This is a genomic window from Pontibacter sp. GD7, from assembly GCF_058216375.1.
This window is the reverse complement of the sequence record NZ_JBYZMP010000006.1, coordinates 238693-265099: the sequence shown is the minus strand read 5'-3', so window position 1 is coordinate 265099 and position 26407 is coordinate 238693. Positions and strand designations below refer to the sequence as shown.

The window sequence follows — 26407 nt, the reverse complement described above, 5'->3', positions numbered from 1 at the left end:
ATGCGTGAACAATGGCCAGGGAACTTGCCGGTGGCTCAGGTAAGGATTGCCCGTCCCACCGACAACTTGCAGCAGCTAGAGCGGTTTTACTGTGAGGGACTGGGGCTGATTAAGCTGGGTTCTTTTACAGACCACGAAGGTTACGATGGCGTGATGCTCGGACTGCCAAACCATGCTTACCACCTGGAGTTTACACAGCACAAAAATGGCAGCCCCTGCCCTGCCCCCAGCAAAGACAACCTGCTGGTGCTGTACATACCCGACCAGGCAAGTATAAAATCCGTAACTGATCGCCTCAGCCAAATGGGTTACCCGGAGGTTGAACCGGAAAACCCTTACTGGAGAACGAAACAGGCAGTTACTATTGAGGATCCGGATGGCTGGCGCGTTGTGTTGATGCCAACAGCCGGTATAAACTAAAAGAGGTGGCACTGCAGGGTGCCACCTCTTTTAGTTTATACTTTAAAGTTATTACGAACAACGCTCAACCAGTTGCTCCTCCGGGGCTACCAGTTCGCCCCAAGCCGGTATTAGCTGCAGAAACTCCTGCTGCAGGGTACGGCTACGGTCTTTGGCGTACCAGCCATGCAGCTTCTCGGCCATCTCTTTAAAAGGCATATCGCTATGCTTAGCCTGCATTACCATCTCCTGGGCTATGGTAGGGCGTGGGCCCCAGGTGCCCAGTACTTCCAGCGTCTCGCCATGCAGGGCAATCAGCTTCGGGATGGAACGGCCACCATTTGTCAGGTAAGCGTCCATAATTTCAGGGTTCTCGTCGCGGAGTAGCAGTTTAACCTCCACTACCGGTGAGGCATCTGCTATTTTAACTATTGCCGGGATGTTCTGGGCCGCATCGCCACACCAAGCCTCGGTAAGTATAACCCACACCATCGGGGTTTGCAGGCTCAGCATTTTCTGCACCAGTTCATCCTGCAGTACAGTGGTTTTCTCAACGCGGCGCATGCGCTGCATGTTCATCCGGGTATAATCCACCATCGCCTCCGATTGGTTAGTACCCGTAGTTTTATTTTCGGCCAGCAGCTTATCTATCATCTCACGGTATTGTGTGTAGCTGACGGCGTTTGTAAGTGTATCTTTAGAAATAAGGGTGTTTGGCTTCAATGTGTTTATCATAGTGTACATTTATTAAACGAAAATGGCCATACGAATATATAGCCACTTATATATTACAATCCAACCATATGAATGGTTCCTTCCGCTGTTGCTGTTACAACCGAAACGCAGTAAACAAAAGCTGTCCAAAGAAACTTTTTACCTGAAACATAGCGCATTACAACCCATCAGGTACAGTTGAAAAAAATTAAAATTTCAGCTACTACCTTTAAAGTTATGTTGCTACTGAGGCTAATGGCCAGCCTCGTATGCCATCTCTCCGGCCATCACTTTTATAGGCAGAAAGTTTTGCTTTGGAGGAAGCGGGCAGGTAGCATAAGGCACAAAGGCACAGGGCGGATTGGTTGCTTTGTTGAAATCCAGTGTAGTATGGCCGTTGGCGTCTGGCATATCAGTGTACAGGTAGCGGCCTGCGCCATAGGTTTCAGTGCCGTTGGTCTTGTCAGCGAAGATAACAAACAGCTTGTCACCTTCCTGCAGTGCATCCAGGCGGTGCTCCTGCCCATCTACTGTAAACACAAGCGTGCCTGGTGAGTTCTCCTGCGAGGTCTGGCCTAAAATGTTGGTGATGGCGATCTGCTTCGGGAAAGGGTTTGGCTCCAGCCTGGCCTTCAGTTTCCAGCTCTCTGAAACAGGGTAGCGGTTTATACCTTTAAACTGCTTTCTTGCCTCACTTTCCATGTCGCGCAGCCTTATGCCATACTTGTCGCCGCGCTTTATCACAAACCAGCTCAGAGGGCCATACTTTAGTACAGGCGCATGCTGCATTTCAAGAGTAAACACAACTGCCTGCTTCACGGGTTTGCCATCAAAACGTATGGTAATGGTATCGTTCACCTCCACCCTGACTTCGTTTCCTGCAAGTATAAAACTGCCTGCCACAGAGGGAATTTTCCCTTCCGGAAAAACCAGGTCATTTGTTTCGGCGCTGCCAAATGTGTTTTTTCCTTCGTTCAGCCAGAACAGCCCCGCCAAAGACAGCCAGCCTTCCTCGCTTTTCAGGTTTTCTTCACGCTCCAGATGCCACTTATTTATACTTGCCACATAAGCGTTCTGCTCGGCCTTATCTGCCTCGGATACTTCCGGGGTGCTGGTGCAGCCAGAAAACAGCAAAACTGCAACGCTTAAGACTATACTTATACTTCTTATCATCTATTTAATGCTTTATTAATTTGATCTTCAGCATAAAACCAGCCCTGCAATTTAAAAACTTCTGCCTAAATCCCTAAAAAGCGGTGTTTTACCTAAGATTCTTATAAGTATACTTTGGATATCTCATACTTATTTAGATATTTATTTAACTGTCCTGAAAAGCGAACAGCCAAGAAACAGATTGCTAAAGGCTATATTCTGGCGTGGGTGGGAATGTTAAAAACTACATCTGTGCAGAAAGGAGCCATTTCTATGAACTTTTAAACCTTGTGTCACCAGCTTGATCAGAGGCAGAAAATTAGACTATAACCAATCACACCATGAACAGATACTTACTTTCCTTCATTTTTATACTTGCATGCATGACCACGGCTTTGGCGCAACACCAGGATATAACCGGCAGCTGGAACGGGGCCCTGAGCATTGGTGAGGCAAAACTTCGGATCGTTATTAACCTAAGCACTGCGCCAGACGGAAAGCTTATCGCCACCATGGACAGCCCGGACCAGGGCGCCAAAGGGATACCGGTTTCAGAAACAAAACTGGTAAACGACAGCTTATACCTTAGCATAAAAGCAATTGGTGGTTCCTATGCAGGCAAGCTCACCTCCCCTACCACCATAGACGGCTACCTGAACCAGGCTGGCAGAAGCATGCACATTCCTCTTACAAAAGGCGATGTAGCCATAGCTAAAAAGCCACAGGAGCCAACAAAACCCTACCCCTACCAGGAAACGGAAGTAACCATAGAGAACAAGGCGGCCGGCATTAAACTGGCTGGTACGCTTACACTGCCGTTAAATGCAAAGGCACAACTGCCGGCTGTGGTACTGATAAGCGGCTCCGGCCCACAAGACCGCGACCAAACCATTATGGGCCACAAGCCATTCCTGGTGCTGGCCGATCACCTTACCCGCCAGGGCTTTGCCGTACTGCGCCTGGATGACCGTGGCGTAGGAAAATCGGAGGGTAAGTTTGCAACAGCCACCACCGAAGATTTCGCATCAGATATTGAGGCCGCTTATACTTATCTGAAGAACTTTAACAAGGTTAATCCTAAGAAAGTCGGTTTGATCGGGCACAGCGAAGGAGCATTGGTAGCAGCCAAAGTTGCCGCCAGGCACCCTGAAATATCTTTTGTTGTACTGATGGCCGGGAATGCCGTGCCGGGTACGGAACTGCTGGTTTCGCAGAACGAAGCACTGCTGAAAATGGCTGGTATGCCGCAAGAACTTCTGCAAAAATACCTGCAGCTGCGCAAAACACAGTTCGAAGTGGCCGCCACTGAGAAAGACGCGCAGAAAGCCGCCGCTAAGATCAGGCAACTGGAGCAGGAAGCAAAGGTAAACCTTACGGAGCAGGAGCAAAAGCAACTGGGGTTAACCGCGCAAAGCGAACAAACCATCGTAGATCAGCTTGGAACACCCTGGATGCGCTATTACCTGGCCTACAACCCTGTACCTACCCTGAGTAAACTAAAAATGCCCGTACTGGCCATAAACGGCACAAAAGACCTGCAGGTGCCTTACCAGCAAAACCTACCTGCCACCGAAAAAGCATTGAAAGCCGCCGGCAACAAAAAGTTTACTGTAAAACCGCTGCCTGGCCTTAACCACCTCTTCCAGACGGCCAACACCGGCGGCCCAGCAGAGTATGGCCAGCTCCAGGAAACCATTGCCCCTTTTACCCTGGATCTGATAGCTGACTGGATGAAAGAAACCGTAAAATAAAGTGGTGCAGCACTTATTTATACTTCAGAAGCAAACTATGATCAGGCCATACAGAAGCAAAGACAAAAACAAACTTATAGAGCTCATAAGGCTTAATATACCCAAGTACTTCGCCCCCTCCGAGGAAAAGGATTTTATTGATTACCTGGATGACTATGTGGAAGACTACTTTGTGGTGGAAGAGAACGGACAGATCGTGGGCTCGGGCGGCATCAACTACTTCCCCGATGCCGGGCAGGCGCGCATCTCCTGGGATGTGATCCATCCGGAGTACCAGGGCAAAGGAATTGGCCGGCAATTACTACAGCACAGGCTTCAGCATATCCAAAAGGACCCAACCATCTGGTATGTAGTGGTGCGTACAACACAGCTGGTCTATGGTTTTTATGAGAAAATGGGCTTTGAGCTTGAGAAGACGGAGAAAGATTTCTGGGCAGATGGGTTTGACCTGTACCAGCTTAAAAAGACAGTATAAAAAGAGGGCGGCTTAAAATGGCCGCCCTCTTTCAATTTACTTTGGCACTGTTAAACAGTAAAATATGTCTCCAGCTCTTGTAGCGTGTTCTCGTTGGTTTGCATATCCTGCACCAGTTGTCCTTTCTCAAGTATAACTATACGCTCACAAACCTCAATTACATGGCTCAGGTCATGGCTCGAGATCAGTATGGTCATTCGGTGCTGCTCACGCAGCCTTTTCAGCAAGTTCTTTAAACGGATCTGGGAGCTTGGGTCCAGGTTTGCAAAAGGCTCGTCAAGTATAAGCAGCTCCGGGTTCGATAGCGCGGCGGCAGCCACTCCGATCTTCTTCTGGTTACCCTTCGAAAAGTCACGGATGTACTTGCGCTGGTTCAGTATCTCTCCGTTAAACAGATCTGTGAAAGGCAGCAGGCGTTCTGTTATGTCCCCATCAGAGAGGCCGTGTAAATCGCCGATAAACCGAAAGTATTCTTCAGCTGTCAGGTATTCTATCAGAAAGCCCTCATCAAGGTAGGACCCGGTGTAGGTTTTCCAGGCATCAGAATGCATCACGTTCAGTTCTTTGGAGTGCACCTCGCCTTTGCTTGGCCTTATCAGGTCCAGTATCATCCTGAACAATGTGGTTTTTCCTGCACCGTTGTTCCCAACAAGCCCCACCGACTCGCCGGCATTTATGGTAAGCGCCGGCACGTTCACCACTGTAGTGCCATTGTATACTTTCTGTAGATTATTTACTGTTAGCATTGTTCGTAATTGTTAAGGTTGTTAAGATGAGTGGCGATAACCTGCCGCCAGTTTATACTTGTTCTCGATAAAGCGATTGGCAGACCACTGCAGCAACTGCTTTTGAAAGATGATTCCCAGCAAACCCACGCCTCCTATAGCGGCCACGCCGGCATAAGGCACATCCATCAGGCCAAAAGGAAGGTAGATCAGTACAGGCAACAGCATGGCAGGCAGCATCATCACAAACTTTGAGGCTCCTACGCCCTGCCAGTTAAAAGCGCTTCCCTTGCTCAGGTCTAACCTGTCTTTGTTATAAACCGAGAAGAAGAAGATAACGAATACATTTACCCCGATATTAAATAGTAGGGTGGCTGTGTTTATAAGTATGATCTTGTATCCAAAATAGCCATATGGCAAAGTAATAATATAAGCCAGCACCATAATGGGCACCATCAACCAATACTTAGCCCGGTAAAACTGGAAAGGCGATATGCGCTGTGTAAGCAACCCATCGAAATGTGCGCTTTGCCAGCCCGGCAAGAACTGGCCATAGTTAAACATGGGCATCCCTGATAAGATGATCCCCACAAATACCAGAAATCCGAATCCCTCCATATATCTTTCATTGGGATAAAAGATAAAGCCGTAAAACAGGAAGAACACCGACATGAACAGGATTGACTTGGTGCGCTTATGCCGCCAGATCAGTTTTACCTCCAGCTCGATCAGTTTACCAATCTCTCCGAAGCGGTTCAGGAAGGAAATGGTTGCGCCTGTGGCTGCCGAGGCTTTGTGCACTTTCAGTTCCTCGGGGTAGGTATGGGCTCTTAGGTATTTAAAGTTAAGGATGTATGCCCCAGCCGTTAAAAGTATGGGTATGGCTACCAGCCACGGCTGCTGCAGTATAGCTCCGAATACTGCCCTGGACACAAGCTTTAATTGCACCAACCCGAAATAGTCGAGCAGCATCAGCGACGTGATAAACAAACCGAACGCTAAGGTATAGAGTGGCTTCGTGCTCATCTGCCGCTTAAAGTATAGCAGCAGGAAATTGTTGAGCAACGTAACGGCCATCAGGGCCAGTAGCCACACAGCAGCCGCACCCGACCCTACAGCAGGCACCACCGCCGACACCATAAATGGCACAATTACCAAAAAGGGCAGGAAATTAAAGAACCCCGGAACAGACTTTACCAGCAGGTAATGTACCAGTTTGTTCTTTTTGATGGGCAGGTGCAGGTATGGCTGCACTGCCAATACGGGCAGCTCTTGCAGCAGAAACCGAAAGAACAGATCCATCAGGAAATAGTATAGCAGGCCACCATTGAACACGGCCACTACATCCTGCCCCGGAAACGCCTTTACCAGAATATCATCAAGATAAAACCCCAGCAGCAGGAAAATGCCGCCAAAGTATAGCACCAGCAGGCCCAGGATGATATTGAGCGCAATGCTTTTATTAAAGACAGAAGAGCGGATCTCGGATTTCCACTGGTGCTTGAGTAGTGTTAGAATCATAGGCGTGAGTAAAGAAAGTATTTCCTTTTTCCAATATAGCAGGAAACTATCTAATTCTCAACTTCTGCCCGCATCCTTTATACTAACACAGTATAAACGTATAATTACCGGCCATAACTGCCGATAAATCTATCATCAGAAATTGCTTATGGCACCGGGTCGTAACCGCTTCCGCCCCAGGGGTGGCAACGGCCAATGCGCCTCAAAGCCATCCAGCCTCCTTTAAAAGGCCCATACTTGTTAATGGCGTGCACAGCATAAGTAGAGCAGGTAGGCGTATAGCGGCAGGTGGCTGGCTTTAGTGGCGAGATCATGTGGCGGTAAACCCAGATCAGTGCCAGCATCAATTTCTTAAATATCCAGGTCATGGTAAGGTTTTTGTGCGAAATCTTAAGTCGCCTAACATGTGTTAGGTAACGTAATTTTTTATTAAATTAGCGACAGTTTAACTCATTTAAACAAACATTCATGCTAAAAAGAATCCTTTCACTTGTACTTTTAGTTTCGCTTAGCGCGCCTTTTGCCGCTAAAGCGGACGAGGGCATGTGGCTGCCGATGCTGATTAAACGTCTGAATTACACAGACATGAAGAAGCAGGGCCTCCAACTTACTGCCGAAGAAATCTATTCTGTAAACAACTCCAGCCTTAAGGATGCCATCGTTCAGTTTGGTGGCTTCTGTACCGGTGAGTTTATCTCCCCGGAGGGTCTGTTGCTAACAAACCACCACTGCGGTTACGGCCAGATACAGTCGCACTCCACACCGGAGCATGACTACCTGACGGATGGTTTCTGGGCAACGTCTAAAGACAAGGAGCTTCCGAACGAAGGCCTTTTCGTGGACATTCTGCACCACATGGACGATGTTACCGGCAAAGTACTGGAAGGTATCAACTCCAACACGCCAGAGCAGGAACGTGCCAAGCTGATCGGCCAGCGCATGCAGGCTATCGCGAAAGAGGCCTCTGAGAACGGTAAGTATGTAACATATGTGCGCGATTTCTTCAACGGCAACGAGTTTTACCTGTTCGTGTACAACCGTTACAGCGACGTGCGCCTGGTAGGCACACCGCCATCATCTATCGGTAAGTACGGCGGCGACACAGACAACTGGATGTGGCCACGCCATACCGGCGACTTTTCTATGTTCCGTGTGTACATGGCACCAGACGGGTCTCCGGCTGCTTACAGCAAAGACAACGTACCTTACAAGCCTAAGCACCACCTGCCAATCAACATCGGCGACAGAGAGCCAGGCGACTTTGCCATGGTATTCGGTTTCCCTGGCCGTACCAAGCGTTTCATGACATCGCACGGCCTGAAGCTGGAGGTTAACCAGCTGAACAAGTCGCGTATTAAACTGCGTAACGACAAGCTGAACCTGTGGAAAGCAGACATGGACAAAGATCCGGCTACCCGCATCAAGTATGCTTCTAAGTATGCTTCCACGGCTAACTATTACAAATACTCTATCGGTCAGAACGAAGGCATCAAACGCATGAAGACCATTGAGGGCAAGATTGTGGACGAAGACAAGTTCCAGAACTGGGCCAATGCCGACGCTACCCGCAAGGCAACTTACGGCAATGTGCTGGCTGACATCGCAGATGCGTATGCTAACATTGAGAAGTATAACCTGGGCAATGTTTACCTGAACGAGGCTGTGCTGGGCACTGAGGCCTTGTTAATGGCTTACCGCATGATGCCACTTTATACTGCCCTGAAGTCTAACAACGATGCGGCTGCCAAGAAAGCTGTTGAGGACCTGCAGCCACGCATAGATGCTTTCTTTAAGGACTACTACATGCCAGCTGACAAGAAGGTGTTTGCTGCCCTGATGAAGTACTACTACGACGACATCCCGAAAGACCAGCAGCCAGACGCTTTCAAGAACATGGTGAAGAAGTATAACGGTAACTTTGAGAAGCTTGCTGATTACGTGTACAGCAACTCTGTAGTAACCACTGAGCAGAAGCTGCGCAACTTCCTGAAGAACCCAACGCAGAAAGCCCTGGAGAATGACCCTGCTTTCACGATCGTGAACTCGATCATCGACAACTACAGAAACAACATCTCTCCTAAGCTGGCTGACAGCAATGCCAAATTAGAGAAAGCAAACCGCCTTTATGTGGCTGGCCTGCGCCAGATGCACCCAGACAAAGTGTTTTACCCGGATGCTAACTCTACGCTGCGTTTAAGCTATGGCGCTGTTAAGGACTACAGCCCAGAGGATGGCGTTATCTACAACTATTACACGACACTTGACGGTGTTATGTCTAAAGAAGATCCTAACAACGAAGAGTTTATCGTGCCGGCTAAATTGAAGCAGCTGTATCAGGGTAAAGACTATGGCCAGTATGCTAACTCTAAAGGCGAACTGGTTGTAAACTTCATCACTGACAACGACATCACTGGCGGTAACTCAGGTTCTCCGGTAATCAACGGTAAAGGCGAACTGATCGGCCTTGCTTTTGACGGTAACTGGGAAGCCATGACAGGTGACTTAGTTTACGACCCGGCTTACAAGCGCACCATCAATATGGATGCCCGCTATGTACTGTTTATCGTGGACAAGTATGCAGGCGCTCAGAACCTGATAAAGGAAATGACAATTGTGAAGACTGACAGCCCTGGTGCCGGCGACGCTGCCAAAGCAGAAGCCAAGCCAATGACTGCTCAGGAAGAACTGCTGCAGGCTGCCCTGAAAGAAGCCCAGGATAAACTGGACAAAGGCAGCAAGCAGTTTAAAGTTAAAAAAGAGAAAGGCGACGTAGAGGTTAGTATCAAAGTAAGAGACTAATTTCCGTTTAGCCATCACCAAAAACGGCGCCGGGTCATTCCGGCGCCGTTTTTGTTTTCAGTCTTTTCCTAACTCTTTCCCTTCACATCCTATACTTCAGTCCACGATCATGCGTAGAGTATACTTTTGAAAAGTATAACCCAGAACCTAAATGTGAAAAGCAAACTGATACGCCATCCGCTATACTTTATACTTTGCTTCATGCCATGTTTTGTCATTGCCCAACCCGATACACCTGCAGGGGCAAGGGCAGCTGCTTTGGGAAACGCTACAGCTGCTGTAGCTGATGTATGGGCATTGCACAACAGTGTGGCAGGCATCGCTAAAATGCAACAGGCACAGGTGGGTGCCTACGTAGAAAACCGTTTTGGCATGCGTGAACTTACCACTGTAGGGTTAATGGCTGTATACCCCACGGCAAAGTATGGCAGCTATGGCCTTCATTTCAGCCGTTTCGGGGATGAACTTTACAGTCAGCAAAGTATAGGCCTGGGCGCTGCGCACAAATTGGGGCAGTTTAGCCTGGGTGCAAAGCTGGATGTCTGGCAGATTGCAGTGAAGGGCTACGGAAACCAAAGGGCTGTATCTGTTTCAATTGGCGGCCAGGCGGAGATCATACCGGATTTATACTTTGGCACCTACGCCTACAACCTGACACAGGCAAAACTGGCAGCGTTTGAAGACGAAAGGTTACCTACCATCATGAAAGCAGGTATAGCTTACCAGCCCTATCGAAAGCTCCTGTTACTGGCAGAAACCGAAAAGAACATAGATTATGATGCTACTTTTAAGGCAGGTATCGAGTATCAGCTTTTAGATGAAAAGTTCACCTTACGAAGCGGCTTCCAGACGTTAACCAATACCCTTACATTTGGTGCTGGTTTTCAGGCCCGTTCACTTTTAATCGACTATGCTTTTGGTAATACCACCCAGCTTGGCAACAGCCATCACCTTTCTGTTACTTACAGCTTTAAACGCGACTCTTAGGTATGCATCTTACGGGAAAGCCGCCGGATAAACGGCTCTATTGTTAATCCCTGTAAGGTTAAGGACACCAGCACTACGGCATAAGTAATAGCAACTATAAGCTCACGGTGCATTTCTACGGTAAGGGAAAGTGCCAGCGCAATGGAGATACCGCCCCGCAAACCGCCCCACGTCATGATAGGCAGTGTGTTGGGAGCAAATGCCCTGTGAAAGCCAAGCGCATAAGAAGGTATGGACAAGGCAATGTATCGTACCGCCAGTACAATTACCGTCGTTATTCCGCCAATCAGGATGTATTCGCTGCGGAAAGGAATTAACATGAGCTCTAAACCGATCAGCACAAAGAGCACCGCATTCAGCACTTCATCCACCATCTCCCAAAATTTGGTAAGGTAATCTGCCGTGAGTTGGCTCATAGCCAGCTGCGTGCCCTGGTTACCGATCAGCAGGCCAGCGGCTACCATGGCCAGCGGGCCCGAAAAATGCATGAAATGTGCCAGGCTATACCCGCCCGTTACAACGGCCAGCGAAATAAGCACTTCTGTTTGGTAGTGGTCCAGGCGCCGCATAAAGTAAAAAGCAATGTACCCGATTAACAAACCTAATCCAATACCGCCACCCACTTCCAGTAAAAACAACTCACCTATAAAACCACCGGAAATATTCTCCACGCCACGCTGCGCCACCTGGAAAAGCGCAATAAACACCACTACCCCAACGCCATCGTTAAAAAGCGACTCACCGGTTATACTTACCTCCAGCTGTTTCGGGATGTTAGCTTTCTTAAGTATACCCAACACGGCGATCGGGTCGGTGGGTGAGATAAGTGCCCCGAACAACAGGCAGTAAATGTATTCCACAGGCTGGTTAAGCAACTGCAGCAGGTAATAAAAAGCGGTGCCCGTAATAACCGTGGAGATCAGCACGCCAATGGTGGCAAAAACAAGTATAGGCCATTTGCTCTCTCTGAGTTTATCAAAATCGGTGTGCAAGGCACCGGCAAATAAAAGAAAGCTCAGCATAAACTCCAGCAGCACCTCCGAAAAGTCGATTTCACGCAGCCACCCCTCTACTGCCGCTTCAAACCCCGGCGACACCTCGCCAAGCCCTTGCACCAGCACCGAAATGAGCAAACCCGCCAGCAACAAGCCTATAGCACCAGGCAGCCTGATGTACTTCTGGTTGATGTAGGCAAAGATGGCAGAGATAACAAGTATAGCTGAGAAAATGTAGAAAAACTCCATGTAACTATTTATAGGTGATGTATAGTAGTGGTAGTACGTGAGATATACAGTTTATTGTTTTTCCGTTCCGTCTTGAGCTGCTTATGAAGCAAACTTTACTCTGTTGCCTGTTTATACTTTTGCCGCTGGCTGCGTGGCCTCAGGACTACCCGCGGCAGCAGATAGAGTTCGACCTGTTTGTGCAGGAGCTTTTTGCGCAGCAGGAAGACGACGACCTGCCCTACGAGGACTTTTACGAAACGCTTTTCCAGTACTACCAGCGGCCTATTGACCTGAATAACACCACCCCCGAAGAACTGGCTTCGCTGTTTATACTTTCACGGCCCCAGATAGCATCGCTCTTCAAACACATGGCCGAAAACGGAAAGCTGCTGAGCATTTACGAACTACAGGCTGTACCCGACTTCGACCTGCTAACCATTTACCAGCTGCTGCCCTTTGTGCGGGTGGACGATGCGGGCCTGAATGCAGACCAGCGGCCGCTGTGGCAACGCGTGATCGGGGAAGATAACAATGCACTTATAATTCGCTACGAACGCACCCTGCAACAGCGACGCGGCTATATGCCCTTAGATACTAACAGCCGCTCGTCGTCCCGCTATCTGGGCTCACCGGATAAACTGTATATGCGCTATAGGGTTAGCCATACAAGAGATTACAGCTTTGGCATTACAGCAGAGAAAGATGCCGGAGAAGAGTTTACCTGGAGCCCGAGCACACGGCGCTATGGGTTCGACTTTTACTCGGCTCACATGCAATTCTACAACAAAGGCCGGTTTAAAACCATTGCCCTCGGCGATTATCAGCTGCAGATCGGGCAGGGCCTGCTCTTATCGTCAGGGTACAGTGTGGGCAAAGGCAGCGAAACGATAACCACAGTAAGCAGGGCGAACCTCGGCATACGGCCATATAGTTCGGTGCTGGAGTATGCTTTTTTTAGGGGTGGCGCGGTAACGTATACTTTGGGCAAGGTAGATGTTACAGGCTTTTACTCTAATAAACTGATAGATGCGAATCTGCAGTTGCAACTAGATACGCTGAGCAGGTTCAGCGATTTCTTTACCGGCTTCCAGACCACAGGCTTTCACCGCACGCCAACAGAACTTGCTAATAAAGACCAGGTGCGGGAGCAGATCTATGGCGGCCATCTTGGCTACCAGTCCACCAACAGGACACTGACTCTGGGCCTCACCGCACTGGGCACGCATTACAGTTCGCCGGTTCAAAAGGCTGGCGCACCCTACCAGCGCTTCGAGTTTAACGGAAACAGCAACTATAACCTTGGGGCCAATTACAGCTATACCTGGCAAAATGTATACTTGTTCGGCGAAACGGCTCTAAGCAAAAGTGGCGGAATGGGTACTGTAAACGGAATGATAGCCAACCTGTCAAACAAAGTGGAGCTGGCGATGTTGTACCGCGATTATGCCCGCAATTTCCATACGTTTTACGGCGGTGCCTTTGGCGAAGCCACCCGAAACATCAACGAACGCGGGTTTTATACTGGCATCAAAATCAAGCCTTTTTCCAGGTGGGAAATAACGGCATATTACGACCGCTTCCGGTTCCCGTGGCTGCGCTACAGGGTAGATGCACCCTCCGTAGGGGATGAGTACCTGGTGCGGCTGCTCTTTAAACCAACACGCCAAAGCACGCTGTATGCTCAACTCCGGACAGAAAGCAAGGGCCTGAATGCAGCCAACAATACCAGCAACATTGATTTTGTTGCCCAAGCGCTACGCCGGAATTACCTACTATATTATGAGTTTGCCCCAACTAAGGTGCTAAGTCTGAAATCAAGGGTGCAGTTCAGCAGTTTTGAGCATGAGTCGCCGCAGGAAACAGGCTACCTTATCGCACAGGACATTAACTTTAATTGGGGCAATGTACGCCTAAGCACCCGCTACGCCATTTTTGACACCGACGGCTACGATACCCGCCAGTATGTGTACGAGCGCGATGTGCTCTATGCTTTCTCGATACCAGCGTTTAGCGGTAGAGGCACCCGCATGTATGCACTACTACAGTTCAGGCTGCTCCGGGACCTGGATGTGTGGGTAAAGTATGGACTTACGCATTACCGCAATCAGGATAGCATTGGTTCTGGTTTAGAAACGATTGAAGGCCCGAGAAGGTCGGATGTGAAGGCGCAGGTAAGGTATAAGTTTTGAAGATTGTACTTTGTAGCCTTTTTACTGGCTGATTAGTCCTTGTCTTTTCATCAAGTTGCAGTTCTTCCTTGTTCTAAAAGACTATACTTTCTGCTATCCTTTCTAGCTAATTGTAATCCTCATTTTTATTTCCCTATCGTTTCACATTAAACTTTGGTGCGCTCAAGGCGGGGGAAGGGGCCCTCTTTATGCGGGGCCTCGCCTTTGCGCATCGCGCTGTCTATTGAAGCTGCTCCTCGCTCCGCTGCGGGCTGCCCTTGCGGGCACCGCAACAATAGAAGGCGCTCTTTAAAGAGGGCCCCTTCCCCCACCCAAAGGCTGAGATGAACACTTCTTAGCTTACGACTATTGCAACTGGCCACTAAGTATAAATTGGTAACTGCCAAATTCCCCTCCTTGGCCAAGGAGGGGTAGGGGTGGTTGGACCCGGTAATGCGAGATTCCCCTCTCGAGAGGGGTGCAGGGGTGTGTCAATCGTTCTCCATAAACTTACCTCCTTGGGCAAGTCGAAGATCCCGGACTTGATTTGGGAAAGAGTATGAAGGGGTGGTTTGACCCGGTATAGCCAAAATAAGCATTTTGAGTTGGCGAGCATAGCTCTCAAGGGCGTACAAATCATCTCCAGAACATCTCCCTCTTAATGGCAGAGCCACTACATTCCAGCAAAAAATACAACATCATAGTTTTAAGTTTTCACCCAAAACCATTCAAGTTTTACTCACTGGTAAACAGACATGTTAAACAGGAGAAAAGAACACTGAACCGGACTTACTTTTTAGACAGATGCTGCAGCGGCTTACAGGTTTCCTTCACGCTTGCCCCAATCACCTGCCCGTCGTGGCTGAACTCCAGGTGGCAGCACTCCATAAACAGTGCCTTCAGCTTTTCACGGCCACGCTGCACCCGCGACTTGGCACCGGAATAAGAAATCCCCAAACGCTCGGCAATTTCTTTCTGGCTGATCTCCTCCAGTTCGCTCAGGCGCAGGGCCTCGGCATACTCGGCAGGCAGCAGATTGATCAGTGGCTCCACCAGCGCTTCCACCTCATGGCGGGTATCTTCAGGCAACTCCCCTTCGGCCAGTTCCATATCAGCTATACTTTGGCGGCGGCTGTTTTCTCTGAAGAAATCATACACGGCATTACGCGTGATCTGGTAAAGCCAGGCTTTCGTATTTTTTACTTCCTGCAGCTGTTCACAGTTTTTATAAACTTTTAGGTAAAGCTGCTGCAGAATGTCGTTGGCTTCGTCTTTGTCTATGATGCGCTTCTGCACAAAGCCTTTTAGCTGTGCTTCGTAAGCCAGGAACACAGGCGCCACAGCAGCGCAACTATCGGCCACGGGCCTTTGGTTTTCGTTGGGTATGGTGCAGCAGTTTTCCATAGTTAAATAAACGAAATTAAAATAAAGAAAGCAGCAGTAGCAAGTATAAATTTACTGCCGCTGCTGCCTGTAATGCGTTTTATTTTGTACTAGATGGCTTATACTGTTTCTGTTTTCGTAGCTCTGGAATTGGCACCCTCCCCGTAAACGGTAGACTCTCCGAAAGTATAAAATGCTTCCCAGTCTACCCCCTGTGGGTCTGTGATCCACGACTTCTCGGATTTGGCATAGCAACAGGTGCATTTGCCCTCTTCGCGTATGGTACCCTTGGCCGCTTTTAGTCTGCCGTATACTTCGGTCAGTTCTTCTTCGCTTTCGGCTTGTATGCCCAGGTGCTCGATGCCCGCATTCTCGGGGTGCAGCGAGATGGCAAAATTTATGCGTGGGTCTTCCAGCATCCATTTGGCGTAATCACCTTTCTGCACGGTTGGCTGCGCACCAAACAAAGCAGTATAAAACCCAACCGACTCCTGCAAGTCTTTTACCCTTACGTTAACGTGAAATCTTTTCATGGCATATCTCCTTTCTGAATTTTCTTTTTGGTTTACACCCTGATGACGGGGAGATGCCTGAAAAGACGCAGCCCTTTGTAAAAAATTTACAAAGGGCTGCTAAATATTTTTTATGGTAAAATTAAAATCAGGGGCAGAATAAGCAGGAGTGTAAGCACAGCACAAACCAAACCTACCCACAAGGCGCGCCACCTGGAAAACAATAAACCGCCTTGTACCCGGTGGCAATCCAGCACCTCCCCCTGAAAATGCTTTGCTATAAAATAGACGGAAATTGTAGTCAGGAATGGTATCAGCGTGGTAGGCATTTTCTCAAGGGTTTGCTCGGGCAACATAAACAGACTACCAAACATCAGATAGGTAATCAGTATGGTCCAGATCAAAATGTTCTTTGCACCTTCTTCCTCACCAAGCTTTTTATAGTTCGCATACAACATGTAGCCTGGAGCTAAGGGGCCACCCCAAAAGGCACCCAAGGCAATGGTGTTAATGTCGTACAGTTTTCCTTCTGCAACTACCTGCTGCCCTTCCTCTTCTAACAAAACTTCTTTCTCCAAAATATTGATTCTTTAACTTATGGGATATTCTTTACAAACACTACTTGTTGTGAGTCACTCTTGATGACCTGGTTTAGAAACTCGATGTATTTCGGGTAAAGCGCTTTGTCATAGGTGCCCTTGTTCATCTGAAACACACGCGTATAGGTTACTTTCTGGCCATCTACTTTTATACTTGCCTTATAGTCCCCGAACTCCGATTTATAAATCACATCCTGAGGCTTATACTCCAGGGCGTAGCCGGCAGGCAACTCATAGGTTATGTTGTCCTCGTCCAGGAAAGCCATTGTCCGGATGATATCCGTTTTCCTGTTTTCGATCGGCTCAGGCACATACCTCCATTTGTTCATCAGGTTCACGGTCAGGAACATGCGCTTGCCGCTTATGGTGGCGCTTTGGCGCAGGTCCAGGTCCAGTTTCTCTGTTACGGATGGCAGGCGTTCTTTCTTCTCCTCCAGCGAGAATTTCACGATCTCGAAAGATGGGATGCGGGTTTGCTGGTAGATCCACTTCTTCTGCTCTTCCGGTTTATAGTTGTTTAAAACGCCGCTGCGCGACTCCTGCTGCAGCCCTGAGTAGAGCGTGGTTACAGAAGCCGTGGCATTTCCTGCCTCATCCAGTTTTACCAGGGCGTTGCGGCGAAGCAGGTTGTCTTTGGCAGTATAATCGGGTGTAGCTATCAGTCGGCCTCCTTCTGGCGTTATCAGCAGCGCATGGCGGCTACCGGTATGGCTGCCAGCATAGCCTGCAGCCACATCCTGACTAGTGCACTCCAGCCAGATGGTATCGTTGGCGGTTGGCACACACAGCACCACGTGGTTAAACTGGCTGCTCGGGAAATCGGCAATTAGATCAGCCTCGTCGTCGCCGGCGCGTATCAGTGCCTGGTACGAGGTAACGCCAACGGCTTTCAGCATTGCCTGGGTGTAGTTTGTAAGTGCTTTACAGTCTCCGTAGCCTTTGCTATCCACAAAGCTGGCCTCGAAAGGCTGCCAGCCGCCAATACCCAGCTGTATAGACACGTAGCGGGTTTTGCTTTGCAGGTAATCGTATACTTTCTGTATCTTCTCTTCCGGGGTTTTGGCAGATGCTACCATACTTTGCAGCTTTTGCACGGTTTCGGCTGGCAACACGTCGCGGCCCTGGTTCAGCTTATCCATAAAAAGGCCATAGCTCTGCCAGCTCTCCATATTGCCCTGGTAACCATCTATTTCGAAAACAGAGGGTGCCGTGCGCACCATCGGCACAATATCTCTCAGCTCCGGGCCGAAAGGCTCTGTGCGCACAGGGCTTAGTTGCTGCACCTGCCACAGGTAAACATCGTGCGTTGCCGTACCCTCTACCTTAACTTTTTCAGGCATGTTGGTTTCGTGGTAGCGCAGCTTCATGCCTTTGGGCATCTCTACGCGCAAATTTGCCTGTTCCACTGTCAGGTCCTCTTCATCAAGGGGTGCCCACATCGGGTAAAACATCATGTTGCGCGAAGTAAGCTGGTACTCGAACTCTACTGTATAAGGGTAGTAAAGGTGCACCAGGTCTACCACTTTCATCCTGTTATCGTCGAACAGGGAGCTGTTGGATACCGCGCTTACATCTTTGATGTCACTGTTCTTGAGCTGCTTTATCTTTTTACCAAACGCATCATACAATGTCCCCTTCACATAGTTTACCTTGCTCAACTTGTCATAAGGCACATAAAGCCTGGCCCTGTGGTCGCCGTTACTGTTAAGTATGGTAACCTTTGTTTTAAAAGTAGTGGTGGCGTTGTTGATGGCATTGACCGTGAAAACGGTTTCCTCGGCACGGATGATGGCATTGCCCTTAGCAGCAGGCTTATTGTCGGCCTTTGCCGCTGTTATACTTACCAACAAGTATAAAATGCCGGTGCAAAGGTGTTTTAAGTTTGAAGTATACTTCATGAAAATGCTATTAAGAAAGTTTTTTACCGGCAGGGTGTCTTTTACGGCGTTATGCCTGTTAAAAACACCCTGCCGGCATGTGGGGTTACCTTAGCGTGAGCTGCTTGCCAGGGTTTTCTTGATCACCAACTGCTCGGCGTGCTTGGCTATGATCTGGTTATAAAACTCCTTCAGGTATGGGTATTCCTCTGCGTAGAACAAAGGTTTGTTAATGGTAATCTTGCTCATCACCTGCACTTCCCTTCCTTCCTTCTGTATCAGGTAAATAAAGCGGCCATGGCCATCCGGCAGGTTCACAGCCACATTCTTAGGCGCCTCGTCCAGGTCATACCCTTCTGGCAGCGTGAAACGACAGATATAGGTTTCATCTATTGGTGTGGCAAAATCAACGGGGTAAAGGCGTTCCTGCAGCTTAAACGGATTTTCTTTCTCGCCATGGCCCAGCATAGGGTTAATGTACAGCATATCGTTCATCTGCCCGTTCCCGCTCGACGACATGCTGTAGGTGATGTTCAAAGAGCTGGATACATCATTGAGGTTTTCAATTTTGGGCTTACCTACTTTCAGGTTACCCACTTCCTTTGCTATTTTCTCCAGGTATTTGTCTTCGCCCTGCTCTTTTATGGTGCTGCGCAGATTTAAGGCATTGTAACCCGCCGCAGACTCTGTACCCGAGCCTACCATATCGCCGTTGCTGGCTATACTTAGCTGTGCGTTAAACAGCTTGGTGTAGTTGTACGCCGGCTTTATATCTACCCAGCGCTGGTCATTGCTTTTTATCAGCCTGCCTATACCGTTCAGGCACCTTACCGGAAGCATGCCAAGCGGCACCAGTGGCTCTGTAGCATCCAGCATGTATTCCTTATCGCCAATTTTCACATGCGATACCACATAGTTAAACTTTGACAGCATAGGTGCTCCGTGGCGCAAATGCCCGTGGTCACGGGTGCTAAGTATAAGCGGTGCGGCATCCAGGCCAGCCTCCAGTAGCATCGAGGTCATCAATAGGTTTATCTCCGCCACGCTGCCGGTGCTGGCTTCGTATACTCTCCGGATCGGGTCTTTGGTGTAAATACCGTATCTGCCGTTCCAGGTCATGCGCTTCTTGATATGCTCGTAGATCGCATTCATTTTCTGCTCGGGCTCGGTTTGTTTTGCCAGCAGCGCCGCCAGGTTATCCTTAAAGAAGTTGTTGCGATTAAGCTGTGTACCAAAATTCTCGTTCTGCAGCAGTTTCTTGGTCACATCCTCCCAATTACCCGTCATAATTCGGGCAGGCTCATTTGGAAATCTTACGCGCTCCAGCTCAAACTCAATTTTAGACTGGTAGTCGCTTAAAGTGGTAATGTAACGCTCTCCTTTCAGGGCAGGCACATCTTTCATGATCCAGTAGTACTCGCTATTCTGAACTTTAGAGATGTTGTCGTTTGTGCGCTCATGCTTTGTATCATCAACCGCCAGGTAGCCCTGCATCAGAAACTTGTAGTCGAAGTACTCAGGTATCTGGGCACGGTACTCACTCCACACCGTCGGGATGGAATGCTGAAACTCCCACTCACGCATTGTGTAAATGAAGTCAGAGTAGATAGTGTAGTTGATGTCGAGCACTGAGCCTTCCTTTACGTTGGGCAGGGTAAATTTCTTCAGGTGCTTGTATTCCGTCTGCTTCTCATCAAAGATATCCTTCGACTCCAGCTTGTCCTTCTGTTCCTTTCCATCAACCAGGTTAAAAGTATAGGCCTTTATGTTGCTTACCCGCTCTTTTGTGGTACCGTTGATGTAGTATGGCACGAGCACATTGGCCCAGTCATACCCTGATTTTTTGAGGATCTTAATGCGGATGTGTCGTTCAAAAACTACCTGTATCTTCTCGTTGAAAGCAAATTTGGTAGTGCCCAGGTCGTAGAGGATTACGGCTGCGGCGCTGGTGTCTTTGTCATAAGACCTCATGCGTAGTTCGGCTTCGTCTACTTTGCCAAACTTTTTCTGAGGGTTCTGGGCAACACACACCAGACTGAATAGGAATAAACATAACGTGAGGGTAAAATTTGCTTTCATAGGCAATTATTAAAAGTTTAATTAGGTACTTAGCTCCAGACAGGTAGAAAGCAATCGTAATCAATTCGTACAAGCGCTACATCATTTCCCGTTCTTAGATATAAAGAAACTAACATATACCTATATAGCCAAAATTTTTATCCAAAATATTTTATCTTATGTTATAGATTTTTAGCGAAATGCTGTCAGAACATTAAAAAGAATCTGCTATACTTATACTTTAGCCATACTACATACTATGAAAAGAATACTGTTTATACTTCTTCTGCTTACCTCTACCCTTGCACGCACTCAAGCCCAAACAAACGACCCTCGGGTGATGAAGGCAAAGCAAGCTATGGTAAATGCCCTTGGCGGCGACGAAGCGATAAATGGCATCAGGCACTTCAGTTACGCCATTATCAGGTCTTCCTATGGCACCGACACCACACAAATCCGGACGGATTATACTTTGGACCTAGTCCGGCAACATGTTCAGGAGAAACAGGTGCTCGCATCCGACACTATCACTAAAAAGATTGATGACACCGGCGCCTGGCTTATTAAGAACGGTAACAAAACTGCCCTGCCTGAAGAAGACATTGTGCGGCTGCAGCGCATGCTGCTCACAAACTTTATCCCGATGCTCCGCAATAAAGCCCTGGAATATGAGTATAAAAAGCGCAGTACTTACAAGGGCCGGCAAGTCGATATTATTAAAGTGTACACCCCGCAAAAGCAAACCCTTATACTTGATCTGTTTGTGGATGTGGAGAATGGGCAGATTCTTACCTCTTCCCGCCCTGATAAGAACGGCAAGTATGGGTATTATGCGGATGAGTTGGAATACAGGCCAATTGGCGAGGGGGTTGTTTTCCCGTTGGTGTACCAGATCTGGGTAGACGAAAAAAAAACGGCGGAAGGCCGTTTTGTGGATGTCTTAGTAAAAAAATAAAGCGAAGCGGCAGGGTAGGGTGTGAAGAGTGCAAAGCATCTCTGCCGCTTCGCTTCAGATTATAGGTAGGCAGTGTAATTTGTTTTATCTTTCCAGAACTCCCGGCAGGCTTCACGCTGCTCTTCAATAAAAGTGGAGTTTCGCTTTAGTTCTTTCCAGTTTCCGAAGCCAAGTCTTTCACATAATCTGAAAAAGCTGTCGCCCTGGTTTTTCTGTCCTTTTGTGTGTACCAGGCAGCTTAATAAGGGTCTTCCTTTTTTATACTCATTCTCCGATATCTCGTCTATCACTTCCGATAGCATAGACTTTTCGTGGGAGTTTTCAAGGTTAAGGCCTAGTTCTGCCTCGTAAATAAGGCTTTGGAACGTCATTAGGTTAGCTCTGCCGCGAGCTACTTGAATTAGTTTCTTTCGTACGCGTGTGTTCATGGTGTGAGTTGTATTTGTGATCAGGCAAGCATTCTGATTGGCGTGGGGCCGGAAGCTAAACCATCTAAAATAAAAGATCTATATATTAATTTAAACGTATCTATTCACCTAAAAGTTTCGTACTAGGCGGATTTATGCATTTAACGCAGCTACAGCCAACTTATTTCGCACTGATAATCAACCCTCTAGGTTGTTTTTCGGAAAGATATTTCCAGTAACGCTTTGGCACATGCCTTAAGTGCAGCTTCGGATTTTTGCGTTCCGGTATGTTTACATGATCAAAGTATACTTGCCAGAGTTGCTTATACTTATCCTCCTCTTCTGCCAGCAGATCACCTTTCAAGGCTACTTTTCTTTGGCCAGTGGGTTGGTCCAGGTTTACAAGCGTAACGGAATGCAGATCGTAATAGGCCCCGTAGCCCCGCTTTGTGTCGTAAATGGTCCAGCGTTGGTCGGCGTAGCGCTTTTCGAAGTGCTGTATAATAAGCGGCAGCACATTAAAGTCCGGGGAGATGGTGGCAAAGTATAAATCGTCGGCTGTTTTCTGAAACCTGACAAAGGCTTCCATGCGGTGCTTTTCCCGAAACATTTGCTTGGCAACCTGCTGCACCTGCAGCACACAACTTGCCGCATAGTTGTCTTCTATACTTTGCCCTGACTCAAAAGCCAGTTTAATGTAGCTAAAGATCAGCATTTCGAAACCGGGCTGCTCCCACAAGTAAGTATGGTAAAGAGCTTTTAAGGCACCCACCGAAAGTTTCTTCTGCAAACCTTTCCAGACACGGCTCACTTTTTCCTCATCGGTTGCCACGGCAATGGTTTGGCCAAACATGATGGGTTGCGCCAGGTATTCCTGCTCAATGGCAGTTGGCCAGGCTTTTCGCTCAAAGGCCTCGAACACCACCGTCAGGAGGCCTTCAAAAGTGCCATCGTAAGTATAAAGACACATGGCCTGTGGCAAACTATTGGTGGCTGCCTGCCCTGTTTTTCTCGTTAGCCTCTGCCTGCATCCTCGCCGACAGGTTCTTAAGTTGCGGCACCAGCATGTTTAGTTTGCAGTAAAGTGATACACGGGCTACTTTCTGGTTCTTTCTCATAATGATAACCTTCTTAGCTTGTAAAGGCGGATTAGAATGATTGCTTTGTGATGATTTCTTTTTTCCGGAGGCCATAACACTTTATACTTAGCCTACATTTTTAAACAGATCCAGCTGCTGCGTTAATAAGGCACTTCTCACCGACCCGTCTCCAAACAGGATGCGGCGCTTGAGCGTCTCCGAGTCCATATCTTGGCGCTGTATGGCTTTGGTCTGGCAGGTGATGAAGTATTTGGCGCGCTTCAGCACCACTCCCATCTGCCGCAGGTGCTCATAGTTAAGCGGCGTAAACCGCCTCGCCGACACGATCTTCTGGGCTGACTTCACTCCTATACCCGGCACACGCAGAATCATCTCATAGTCGGCGGTATTTATCTCCACCGGAAAAACGTGGCGGTTACGCAGGGCCCAGCCTAGTTTCGGATCTATGTCCAGGTCAAGGTTCGGGTGCTGCTCATCCACGATCTCCTGCACGCTAAAGCCATAAAAACGCATCAGCCAATCGGCCTGGTAAATGCGGTTTTCACGGATTATTGGCGGCTCAGTGATAATGGGCAACCTGTTATCGCTGCTGATTGGCACATACCCCGAGTAATACACCCGCTTCAGGCTATAATCCTTGTACAGCTGGCTGGAAAGCTGCAATATCTGGTGGTCGTTTTCTTTTGAGGCCCCTACAATAAGCTGCGTACTCTGCCCCGCCGGCGCAAAAATGGGTGCCGACTTAAACAGCTTCTTTTCCTCTTTTGCCTGCACCAACTGGTCTTTTATACTTCCCATCGGCAACAGTATCTCCGAGTAGTTTTTCTCGGGGGCCAGTTGCTGCAGGCTCATTTCAGATGGCAACTCTATGTTCACGCTCAGCCTGTCGGCATACAGGCCTGCTTCCTTTATCAGTTCATCGCTGGCACCCGGTATCGTTTTCAGGTGGATGTAGCCGTTGAACTTATGATCCTGGCGCAGCTTCTTTGCCACACGCACCAGGCGCTCCATGGTAAAGTCAGCGTTCTTGAAAATGCCTGAGCTAAGAAACAACCCCTCTATGTAATTGCGGCGGTAAAAGTTTATGGTCAGGTCCACTACCTCCTGCACAGTAAAGGCGGCGCGCTGCACATCATTGCTCTTCCGTGTTACACAGTAGGCGCAGTCATAGATGCAATGATTGGTAAGCAGGATCTTTAATAGCGAAACGCAACGGCCATCCTCAGTATAGCTATGGCAAATCCCCATACCTTCGGCATTGCCCAAGCCCTTGTTCTCATTCTTGCGTTTACCTCCGCTTGAGGAACAGGAAACATCATACTTTGCAGCATCTGCTAATATCTTTAGCTTCTCAGTTATTCTGCTATCCATTTGCTTCACACTTTTTGTTTCTGCACAGGTATAAAGGTACTACTTTTTTACACATATGCCTAATAATTTTAGCAAAACTTATCAACTAAGATATCAACATACACACAATACTAATTTATTTAGCAATTCTAATCTTTAAAGCGTCCTCGGCAGTAAAAACCCGTACATGCAAACTCTGAAACTGTAAATATTCGTTATATTAGGAAACCTTTACCCGCTACTAAAACCTATGCTATCAGCACACCCTTTCTATAAAAAGGCGAGCTACCCTTTTATGGTAGGGCTGTTACTGCTGTTTAGCTTTGTGTGCCAGGCACAGGACCCCGTAAAACCCAGAACCGACTCAACAGAAACCCGCCAGGACACGGTAAAGCAAAAATTTGATGAGCGCATTCTTGAAAACCTGCGCCGCATGTCGGAGCGCAAGACCATTATGGGCAAACTGCTGGATGCCATACTTGTGTTTGACAAGAAAGAGGAGGAAGTTTATGGCTTGGATGCCGAGCTTATTCAGCAGGAGTACGAGAAGCACAACTACAAAATTGTTCGCCGGCTTGATGTGGTTACCCTGGATGCATTTGGATATTCGATAAACGACTCCAGCAGGGTGCCGCGAAATTTCCTGGAGAAGGCCGGTAATGCCATTCACATAAAAACGAGTCGCGGGCTTGTTCGCAACCAACTCCTGTTCAGAAGAAACCAACCACTGGAGCCGCTTGCCCTGGTAGAATCGGAGCGTTTGCTGCGCCAGACGGATTACCTGCTGGATGCCCGCATTGTGGTAAACGAGCTAACCACCACCGACGACAGCGTGGATGTGTTCGTGATTACGAAAGACGTATTTAGCAAGGGAGGATCCGGCTCCTATACACCCTCCTCGGGCAGGGGTAAAGTATCGCTCCGGGACCTTAACTCTTTAGGCTACGGACACCAGGTAAGAGGCACCTACAGGTTTAACATGGAGAGGCCCCGCCCCTGGGAAGTTTACGGCGCATACTCCATACCTACCATTGGCCGCACTTACGTAGGCGCAGACCTGGTATATGCCGACGAGAATTTTTACAAAGAGAAAAGCGCTTACCTTCGCCGGGACTTCTACTCTACTACCACCAAGTATGCCGGTGCCGTTGGCTTTGCCGCCATAGAGGAACAATTGCTACTTCCGCCGGAGCCACAGGACACGCTGCCCCGGTATGGCGACCTGGTGTACAACCGCACCGATATATGGCTGGGCCGTGCATTTAAATTTAAGACCTACCATTTGGGCTTCGAGCCCCGCGGACGCCTGATCGTAGGGCTACGGGTGATCAACACTAATTACTCGGAGGTTCCGACGGATAATTTTCAGAGCAATATTTTAACGCTGGCAAGCGTGGGCTACAGTGTGCGGAAATACTACAAGGACCGCTACCTGTTTGGCTTTGGTAGAACAGAGGACATTCCGGCAGGCACGCTGGTTTCTTTTACAAGTGGCTATGAGAAAGGGGATGTTACAGAAAGGAGATATTTCGCGGCATCTACCTCCTATGCCAAGTACCGCGCCGAAACCGGCTACTTTTACGGCAGCGCCACCTGGGGCTCTTTTATACGCGACGACAGGTGGGAACAGGGCGTGCTGGAACTGGAGACCTTATACTTTACCGGTTTGAAAGAGTGGGGCAACTGGAAGCTGCGGCACTACATACAGGGCAGGGCAACCTTCGGCATAAACCGCAACCCTGAGGAACTGCTGGCCATAAACAACGAGGATGGCTTACGCGGATTCCGGTCAGAGCTGCTGCGCGGTTCGCGGCGCGTTACGTTCAACTACGAGGCCAACCTTTACACGCCCCTCTCCTTGTTCGGTTTCAGGTTAGCAGCCGTGGCATTTGCCGATGTGGCCTGGCTATCTACCGGCAACAAAAGCTCCCCGTTCAAGAACACGCCTTACCGAGGCTATGGCATTGGCTTCAGGTTCCGGAACGAGTACCTGTCTTTCAGCACGATACAGATACTGCTGGGATATTACCCTAAACTGCCACCAAACGAAAACTTCGACAACTTCAGGATACTGGAATCATCGCGCCCATACTACGATTTTACCGACTTCAGATTTACCAGGCCCGGTGTGGCAAACTTCAGGTAACGGCCCGGGTGCACCAGCACGATTAGCTGGCCACATCCCTGAATGTTATACTTTCTGACCTTTACTTTAAACTTTTCAGATTTTGCTCAGTCTAACGCCAACT

Annotated in this window: 23 protein-coding genes; 8 read left to right on the top strand and 15 right to left on the bottom strand. The window is 48.6% G+C overall.

Annotated features, from left to right (window positions below; all coding sequences use genetic code 11):
• Complete coding sequence (locus tag AC4BAP_RS11830) at positions 1–420, top strand: VOC family protein (RefSeq protein ID WP_490582862.1); 420 nt, start codon at positions 1–3, stop codon at positions 418–420.
• A gap of 51 nt (positions 421–471) precedes the next feature.
• On the opposite strand, the gene AC4BAP_RS11825 is transcribed toward AC4BAP_RS11830, so the two are convergent.
• Together AC4BAP_RS11825 and AC4BAP_RS11820 are read right to left on the bottom strand one after the other, a co-directional pair.
• Complete coding sequence (locus AC4BAP_RS11825) at positions 472–1134, bottom strand: thioredoxin family protein (protein ID WP_490582861.1); 663 nt, start codon at positions 1132–1134, stop codon at positions 472–474.
• Between the two features lie 231 nt (positions 1135–1365).
• Positions 1366–2286, bottom strand: a complete 921-nt coding sequence (locus AC4BAP_RS11820; protein WP_490582860.1) for a DUF1684 domain-containing protein — start codon at positions 2284–2286, stop codon at positions 1366–1368.
• A 320-nt stretch (positions 2287–2606) separates the two neighbouring features.
• On the opposite strand from AC4BAP_RS11820, the gene AC4BAP_RS11815 reads away from it, so the two are divergent.
• Together AC4BAP_RS11815 and AC4BAP_RS11810 are read left to right on the top strand one after the other, a co-directional pair.
• Positions 2607–4016, top strand: coding sequence for an alpha/beta hydrolase family protein (locus tag AC4BAP_RS11815; protein WP_490582859.1), 1410 nt, complete (start codon positions 2607–2609; stop codon positions 4014–4016).
• 1 nt (position 4017) lies between these two features.
• Positions 4018–4491, top strand: a complete 474-nt coding sequence (locus AC4BAP_RS11810) for a GNAT family N-acetyltransferase (RefSeq protein ID WP_490582858.1) — start codon at positions 4018–4020, stop codon at positions 4489–4491.
• Between the two features lie 50 nt (positions 4492–4541).
• Here the strand turns inward: AC4BAP_RS11810 and AC4BAP_RS11805 are convergent, their stop codons facing one another.
• From AC4BAP_RS11805 to yidD, 3 genes are all read right to left on the bottom strand, one after another.
• Complete coding sequence (locus tag AC4BAP_RS11805; protein WP_490582857.1) at positions 4542–5237, bottom strand: ABC transporter ATP-binding protein; 696 nt, start codon at positions 5235–5237, stop codon at positions 4542–4544.
• Positions 5238–5258: 21 nt separating this feature from the next.
• Positions 5259–6737 (bottom strand): DUF5687 family protein, encoded by a 1479-nt coding sequence (locus tag AC4BAP_RS11800; RefSeq protein WP_490582856.1) that lies wholly within the window; start codon positions 6735–6737, stop codon positions 5259–5261.
• Between the two features lie 146 nt (positions 6738–6883).
• Positions 6884–7105 carry a membrane protein insertion efficiency factor YidD gene (gene yidD / locus AC4BAP_RS11795; RefSeq protein WP_490582855.1) on the bottom strand — a complete coding sequence of 74 codons (222 nt, stop codon included), beginning with the start codon at positions 7103–7105 and terminating at the stop codon, positions 6884–6886.
• Between the two features lie 100 nt (positions 7106–7205).
• Between yidD and AC4BAP_RS11790 the strand changes: the two genes are divergently transcribed.
• Both AC4BAP_RS11790 and AC4BAP_RS11785 read left to right on the top strand, forming a co-directional pair.
• Positions 7206–9536, top strand: a complete 2331-nt coding sequence (locus AC4BAP_RS11790) for a S46 family peptidase (protein WP_490582854.1) — start codon at positions 7206–7208, stop codon at positions 9534–9536.
• Between the two features lie 126 nt (positions 9537–9662).
• A complete protein-coding gene (locus tag AC4BAP_RS11785) occupies positions 9663–10523 on the top strand; it encodes a PorV/PorQ family protein (RefSeq protein ID WP_490582853.1) in 861 nt (286 codons plus the stop codon).
• Here the strand turns inward: AC4BAP_RS11785 and AC4BAP_RS11780 are convergent.
• Positions 10520–11767, bottom strand: coding sequence for a cation:proton antiporter (locus tag AC4BAP_RS11780; RefSeq protein WP_490582852.1), 1248 nt, complete (start codon positions 11765–11767; stop codon positions 10520–10522). The two genes, AC4BAP_RS11785 and AC4BAP_RS11780, sit on opposite strands and share 4 nt — an antisense overlap.
• Before the next feature lie 83 nt (positions 11768–11850).
• Between AC4BAP_RS11780 and AC4BAP_RS11775 the strand changes: the two genes are divergently transcribed.
• Entirely contained in the window at positions 11851–13938 is a 2088-nt protein-coding gene (locus AC4BAP_RS11775) for a ComEA family DNA-binding protein (protein WP_490582851.1), read from the top strand.
• A gap of 768 nt (positions 13939–14706) precedes the next feature.
• Here the strand turns inward: AC4BAP_RS11775 and sigZ are convergent.
• The 5 genes from sigZ to AC4BAP_RS11750 form a co-directional block, all read right to left on the bottom strand.
• On the bottom strand, positions 14707–15321 hold the full coding sequence (sigZ, locus tag AC4BAP_RS11770) for an RNA polymerase sigma factor SigZ (RefSeq protein WP_490582850.1): 615 nt from the start codon (positions 15319–15321) through the stop codon (positions 14707–14709).
• Positions 15322–15419: 98 nt separating this feature from the next.
• Positions 15420–15833 carry an ArsI/CadI family heavy metal resistance metalloenzyme gene (locus AC4BAP_RS11765; protein ID WP_490582849.1) on the bottom strand — a complete coding sequence of 138 codons (414 nt, stop codon included), beginning with the start codon at positions 15831–15833 and terminating at the stop codon, positions 15420–15422.
• A gap of 110 nt (positions 15834–15943) precedes the next feature.
• Positions 15944–16390, bottom strand: a complete 447-nt coding sequence (locus AC4BAP_RS11760; RefSeq protein WP_490582848.1) for a hypothetical protein — start codon at positions 16388–16390, stop codon at positions 15944–15946.
• Positions 16391–16407: 17 nt separating this feature from the next.
• A complete protein-coding gene (locus AC4BAP_RS11755) occupies positions 16408–18309 on the bottom strand; it encodes a DUF3857 domain-containing protein (RefSeq protein WP_490582847.1) in 1902 nt (633 codons plus the stop codon).
• A 90-nt stretch (positions 18310–18399) separates the two neighbouring features.
• Positions 18400–20367, bottom strand: a complete 1968-nt coding sequence (locus AC4BAP_RS11750) for a DUF3858 domain-containing protein (protein ID WP_490582846.1) — start codon at positions 20365–20367, stop codon at positions 18400–18402.
• Between the two features lie 238 nt (positions 20368–20605).
• Between AC4BAP_RS11750 and AC4BAP_RS11745 the strand changes: the two genes are divergently transcribed.
• Positions 20606–21301, top strand: coding sequence for a hypothetical protein (locus AC4BAP_RS11745; protein ID WP_490582845.1), 696 nt, complete (start codon positions 20606–20608; stop codon positions 21299–21301).
• 59 nt (positions 21302–21360) lie between these two features.
• Here the strand turns inward: AC4BAP_RS11745 and AC4BAP_RS11740 are convergent, their stop codons facing one another.
• The 4 genes from AC4BAP_RS11740 to AC4BAP_RS11725 all read right to left on the bottom strand — a co-directional run bounded on the left by AC4BAP_RS11740 (position 21361) and on the right by AC4BAP_RS11725 (position 24179).
• On the bottom strand, positions 21361–21729 hold the full coding sequence (locus AC4BAP_RS11740) for a hypothetical protein (RefSeq protein WP_490582844.1): 369 nt from the start codon (positions 21727–21729) through the stop codon (positions 21361–21363).
• Between the two features lie 160 nt (positions 21730–21889).
• The gene (locus AC4BAP_RS11735) at positions 21890–22678 is read right to left on the bottom strand and encodes a TIGR03915 family putative DNA repair protein (RefSeq protein WP_490582843.1); all 789 of its coding nucleotides are present in this window, start codon (positions 22676–22678) and stop codon (positions 21890–21892) included.
• A 13-nt stretch (positions 22679–22691) separates the two neighbouring features.
• The gene (locus AC4BAP_RS11730) at positions 22692–22826 is read right to left on the bottom strand and encodes a hypothetical protein (RefSeq protein ID WP_490582842.1); all 135 of its coding nucleotides are present in this window, start codon (positions 22824–22826) and stop codon (positions 22692–22694) included.
• 87 nt (positions 22827–22913) lie between these two features.
• Positions 22914–24179 carry a putative DNA modification/repair radical SAM protein gene (locus tag AC4BAP_RS11725; protein ID WP_490582841.1) on the bottom strand — a complete coding sequence of 422 codons (1266 nt, stop codon included), beginning with the start codon at positions 24177–24179 and terminating at the stop codon, positions 22914–22916.
• A gap of 229 nt (positions 24180–24408) precedes the next feature.
• Here AC4BAP_RS11725 and AC4BAP_RS11720 point away from each other — a divergent pair, with 229 nt between their 5' ends.
• A complete protein-coding gene (locus AC4BAP_RS11720; protein WP_490582840.1) occupies positions 24409–26304 on the top strand; it encodes a BamA/TamA family outer membrane protein in 1896 nt (631 codons plus the stop codon).
• Positions 26305–26407: the final 103 nt, after the last annotated feature.

Bases quoted from the DNA above. Each gene is read 5' to 3' on its own strand.
- yidD (WP_490582855.1), bottom strand. From the start codon at position 7,105: ATGACCTGGATATTTAAGAAATTGATGCTGGCACTGATCTGGGTTTAC.
- AC4BAP_RS11780 (WP_490582852.1), bottom strand. From the start codon at position 11,767: ATGGAGTTTTTCTACATTTTCTCAGCTATACTTGTTATCTCTGCCATC.
- AC4BAP_RS11745 (WP_490582845.1), top strand. From the start codon at position 20,606: ATGAAAAGAATACTGTTTATACTTCTTCTGCTTACCTCTACCCTTGCA.
- AC4BAP_RS11740 (WP_490582844.1), bottom strand. From the start codon at position 21,729: ATGAACACACGCGTACGAAAGAAACTAATTCAAGTAGCTCGCGGCAGA.
- AC4BAP_RS11765 (WP_490582849.1), bottom strand. From the start codon at position 15,833: ATGAAAAGATTTCACGTTAACGTAAGGGTAAAAGACTTGCAGGAGTCG.
- sigZ (WP_490582850.1), bottom strand. From the start codon at position 15,321: ATGGAAAACTGCTGCACCATACCCAACGAAAACCAAAGGCCCGTGGCC.
- AC4BAP_RS11750 (WP_490582846.1), bottom strand. From the start codon at position 20,367: ATGAAAGCAAATTTTACCCTCACGTTATGTTTATTCCTATTCAGTCTG.
- AC4BAP_RS11830 (WP_490582862.1), top strand. From the start codon at position 1: ATGCGTGAACAATGGCCAGGGAACTTGCCGGTGGCTCAGGTAAGGATT.
- AC4BAP_RS11720 (WP_490582840.1), top strand. From the start codon at position 24,409: ATGCTATCAGCACACCCTTTCTATAAAAAGGCGAGCTACCCTTTTATG.
- AC4BAP_RS11790 (WP_490582854.1), top strand. From the start codon at position 7,206: ATGCTAAAAAGAATCCTTTCACTTGTACTTTTAGTTTCGCTTAGCGCG.
- AC4BAP_RS11800 (WP_490582856.1), bottom strand. From the start codon at position 6,737: ATGATTCTAACACTACTCAAGCACCAGTGGAAATCCGAGATCCGCTCT.
- AC4BAP_RS11805 (WP_490582857.1), bottom strand. From the start codon at position 5,237: ATGCTAACAGTAAATAATCTACAGAAAGTATACAATGGCACTACAGTG.
- AC4BAP_RS11725 (WP_490582841.1), bottom strand. From the start codon at position 24,179: ATGGATAGCAGAATAACTGAGAAGCTAAAGATATTAGCAGATGCTGCA.
- AC4BAP_RS11755 (WP_490582847.1), bottom strand. From the start codon at position 18,309: ATGAAGTATACTTCAAACTTAAAACACCTTTGCACCGGCATTTTATAC.
- AC4BAP_RS11730 (WP_490582842.1), bottom strand. From the start codon at position 22,826: ATGAGAAAGAACCAGAAAGTAGCCCGTGTATCACTTTACTGCAAACTA.
- AC4BAP_RS11775 (WP_490582851.1), top strand. From the start codon at position 11,851: ATGAAGCAAACTTTACTCTGTTGCCTGTTTATACTTTTGCCGCTGGCT.
- AC4BAP_RS11825 (WP_490582861.1), bottom strand. From the start codon at position 1,134: ATGATAAACACATTGAAGCCAAACACCCTTATTTCTAAAGATACACTT.
- AC4BAP_RS11735 (WP_490582843.1), bottom strand. From the start codon at position 22,678: ATGTGTCTTTATACTTACGATGGCACTTTTGAAGGCCTCCTGACGGTG.
- AC4BAP_RS11815 (WP_490582859.1), top strand. From the start codon at position 2,607: ATGAACAGATACTTACTTTCCTTCATTTTTATACTTGCATGCATGACC.
- AC4BAP_RS11820 (WP_490582860.1), bottom strand. From the start codon at position 2,286: ATGATAAGAAGTATAAGTATAGTCTTAAGCGTTGCAGTTTTGCTGTTT.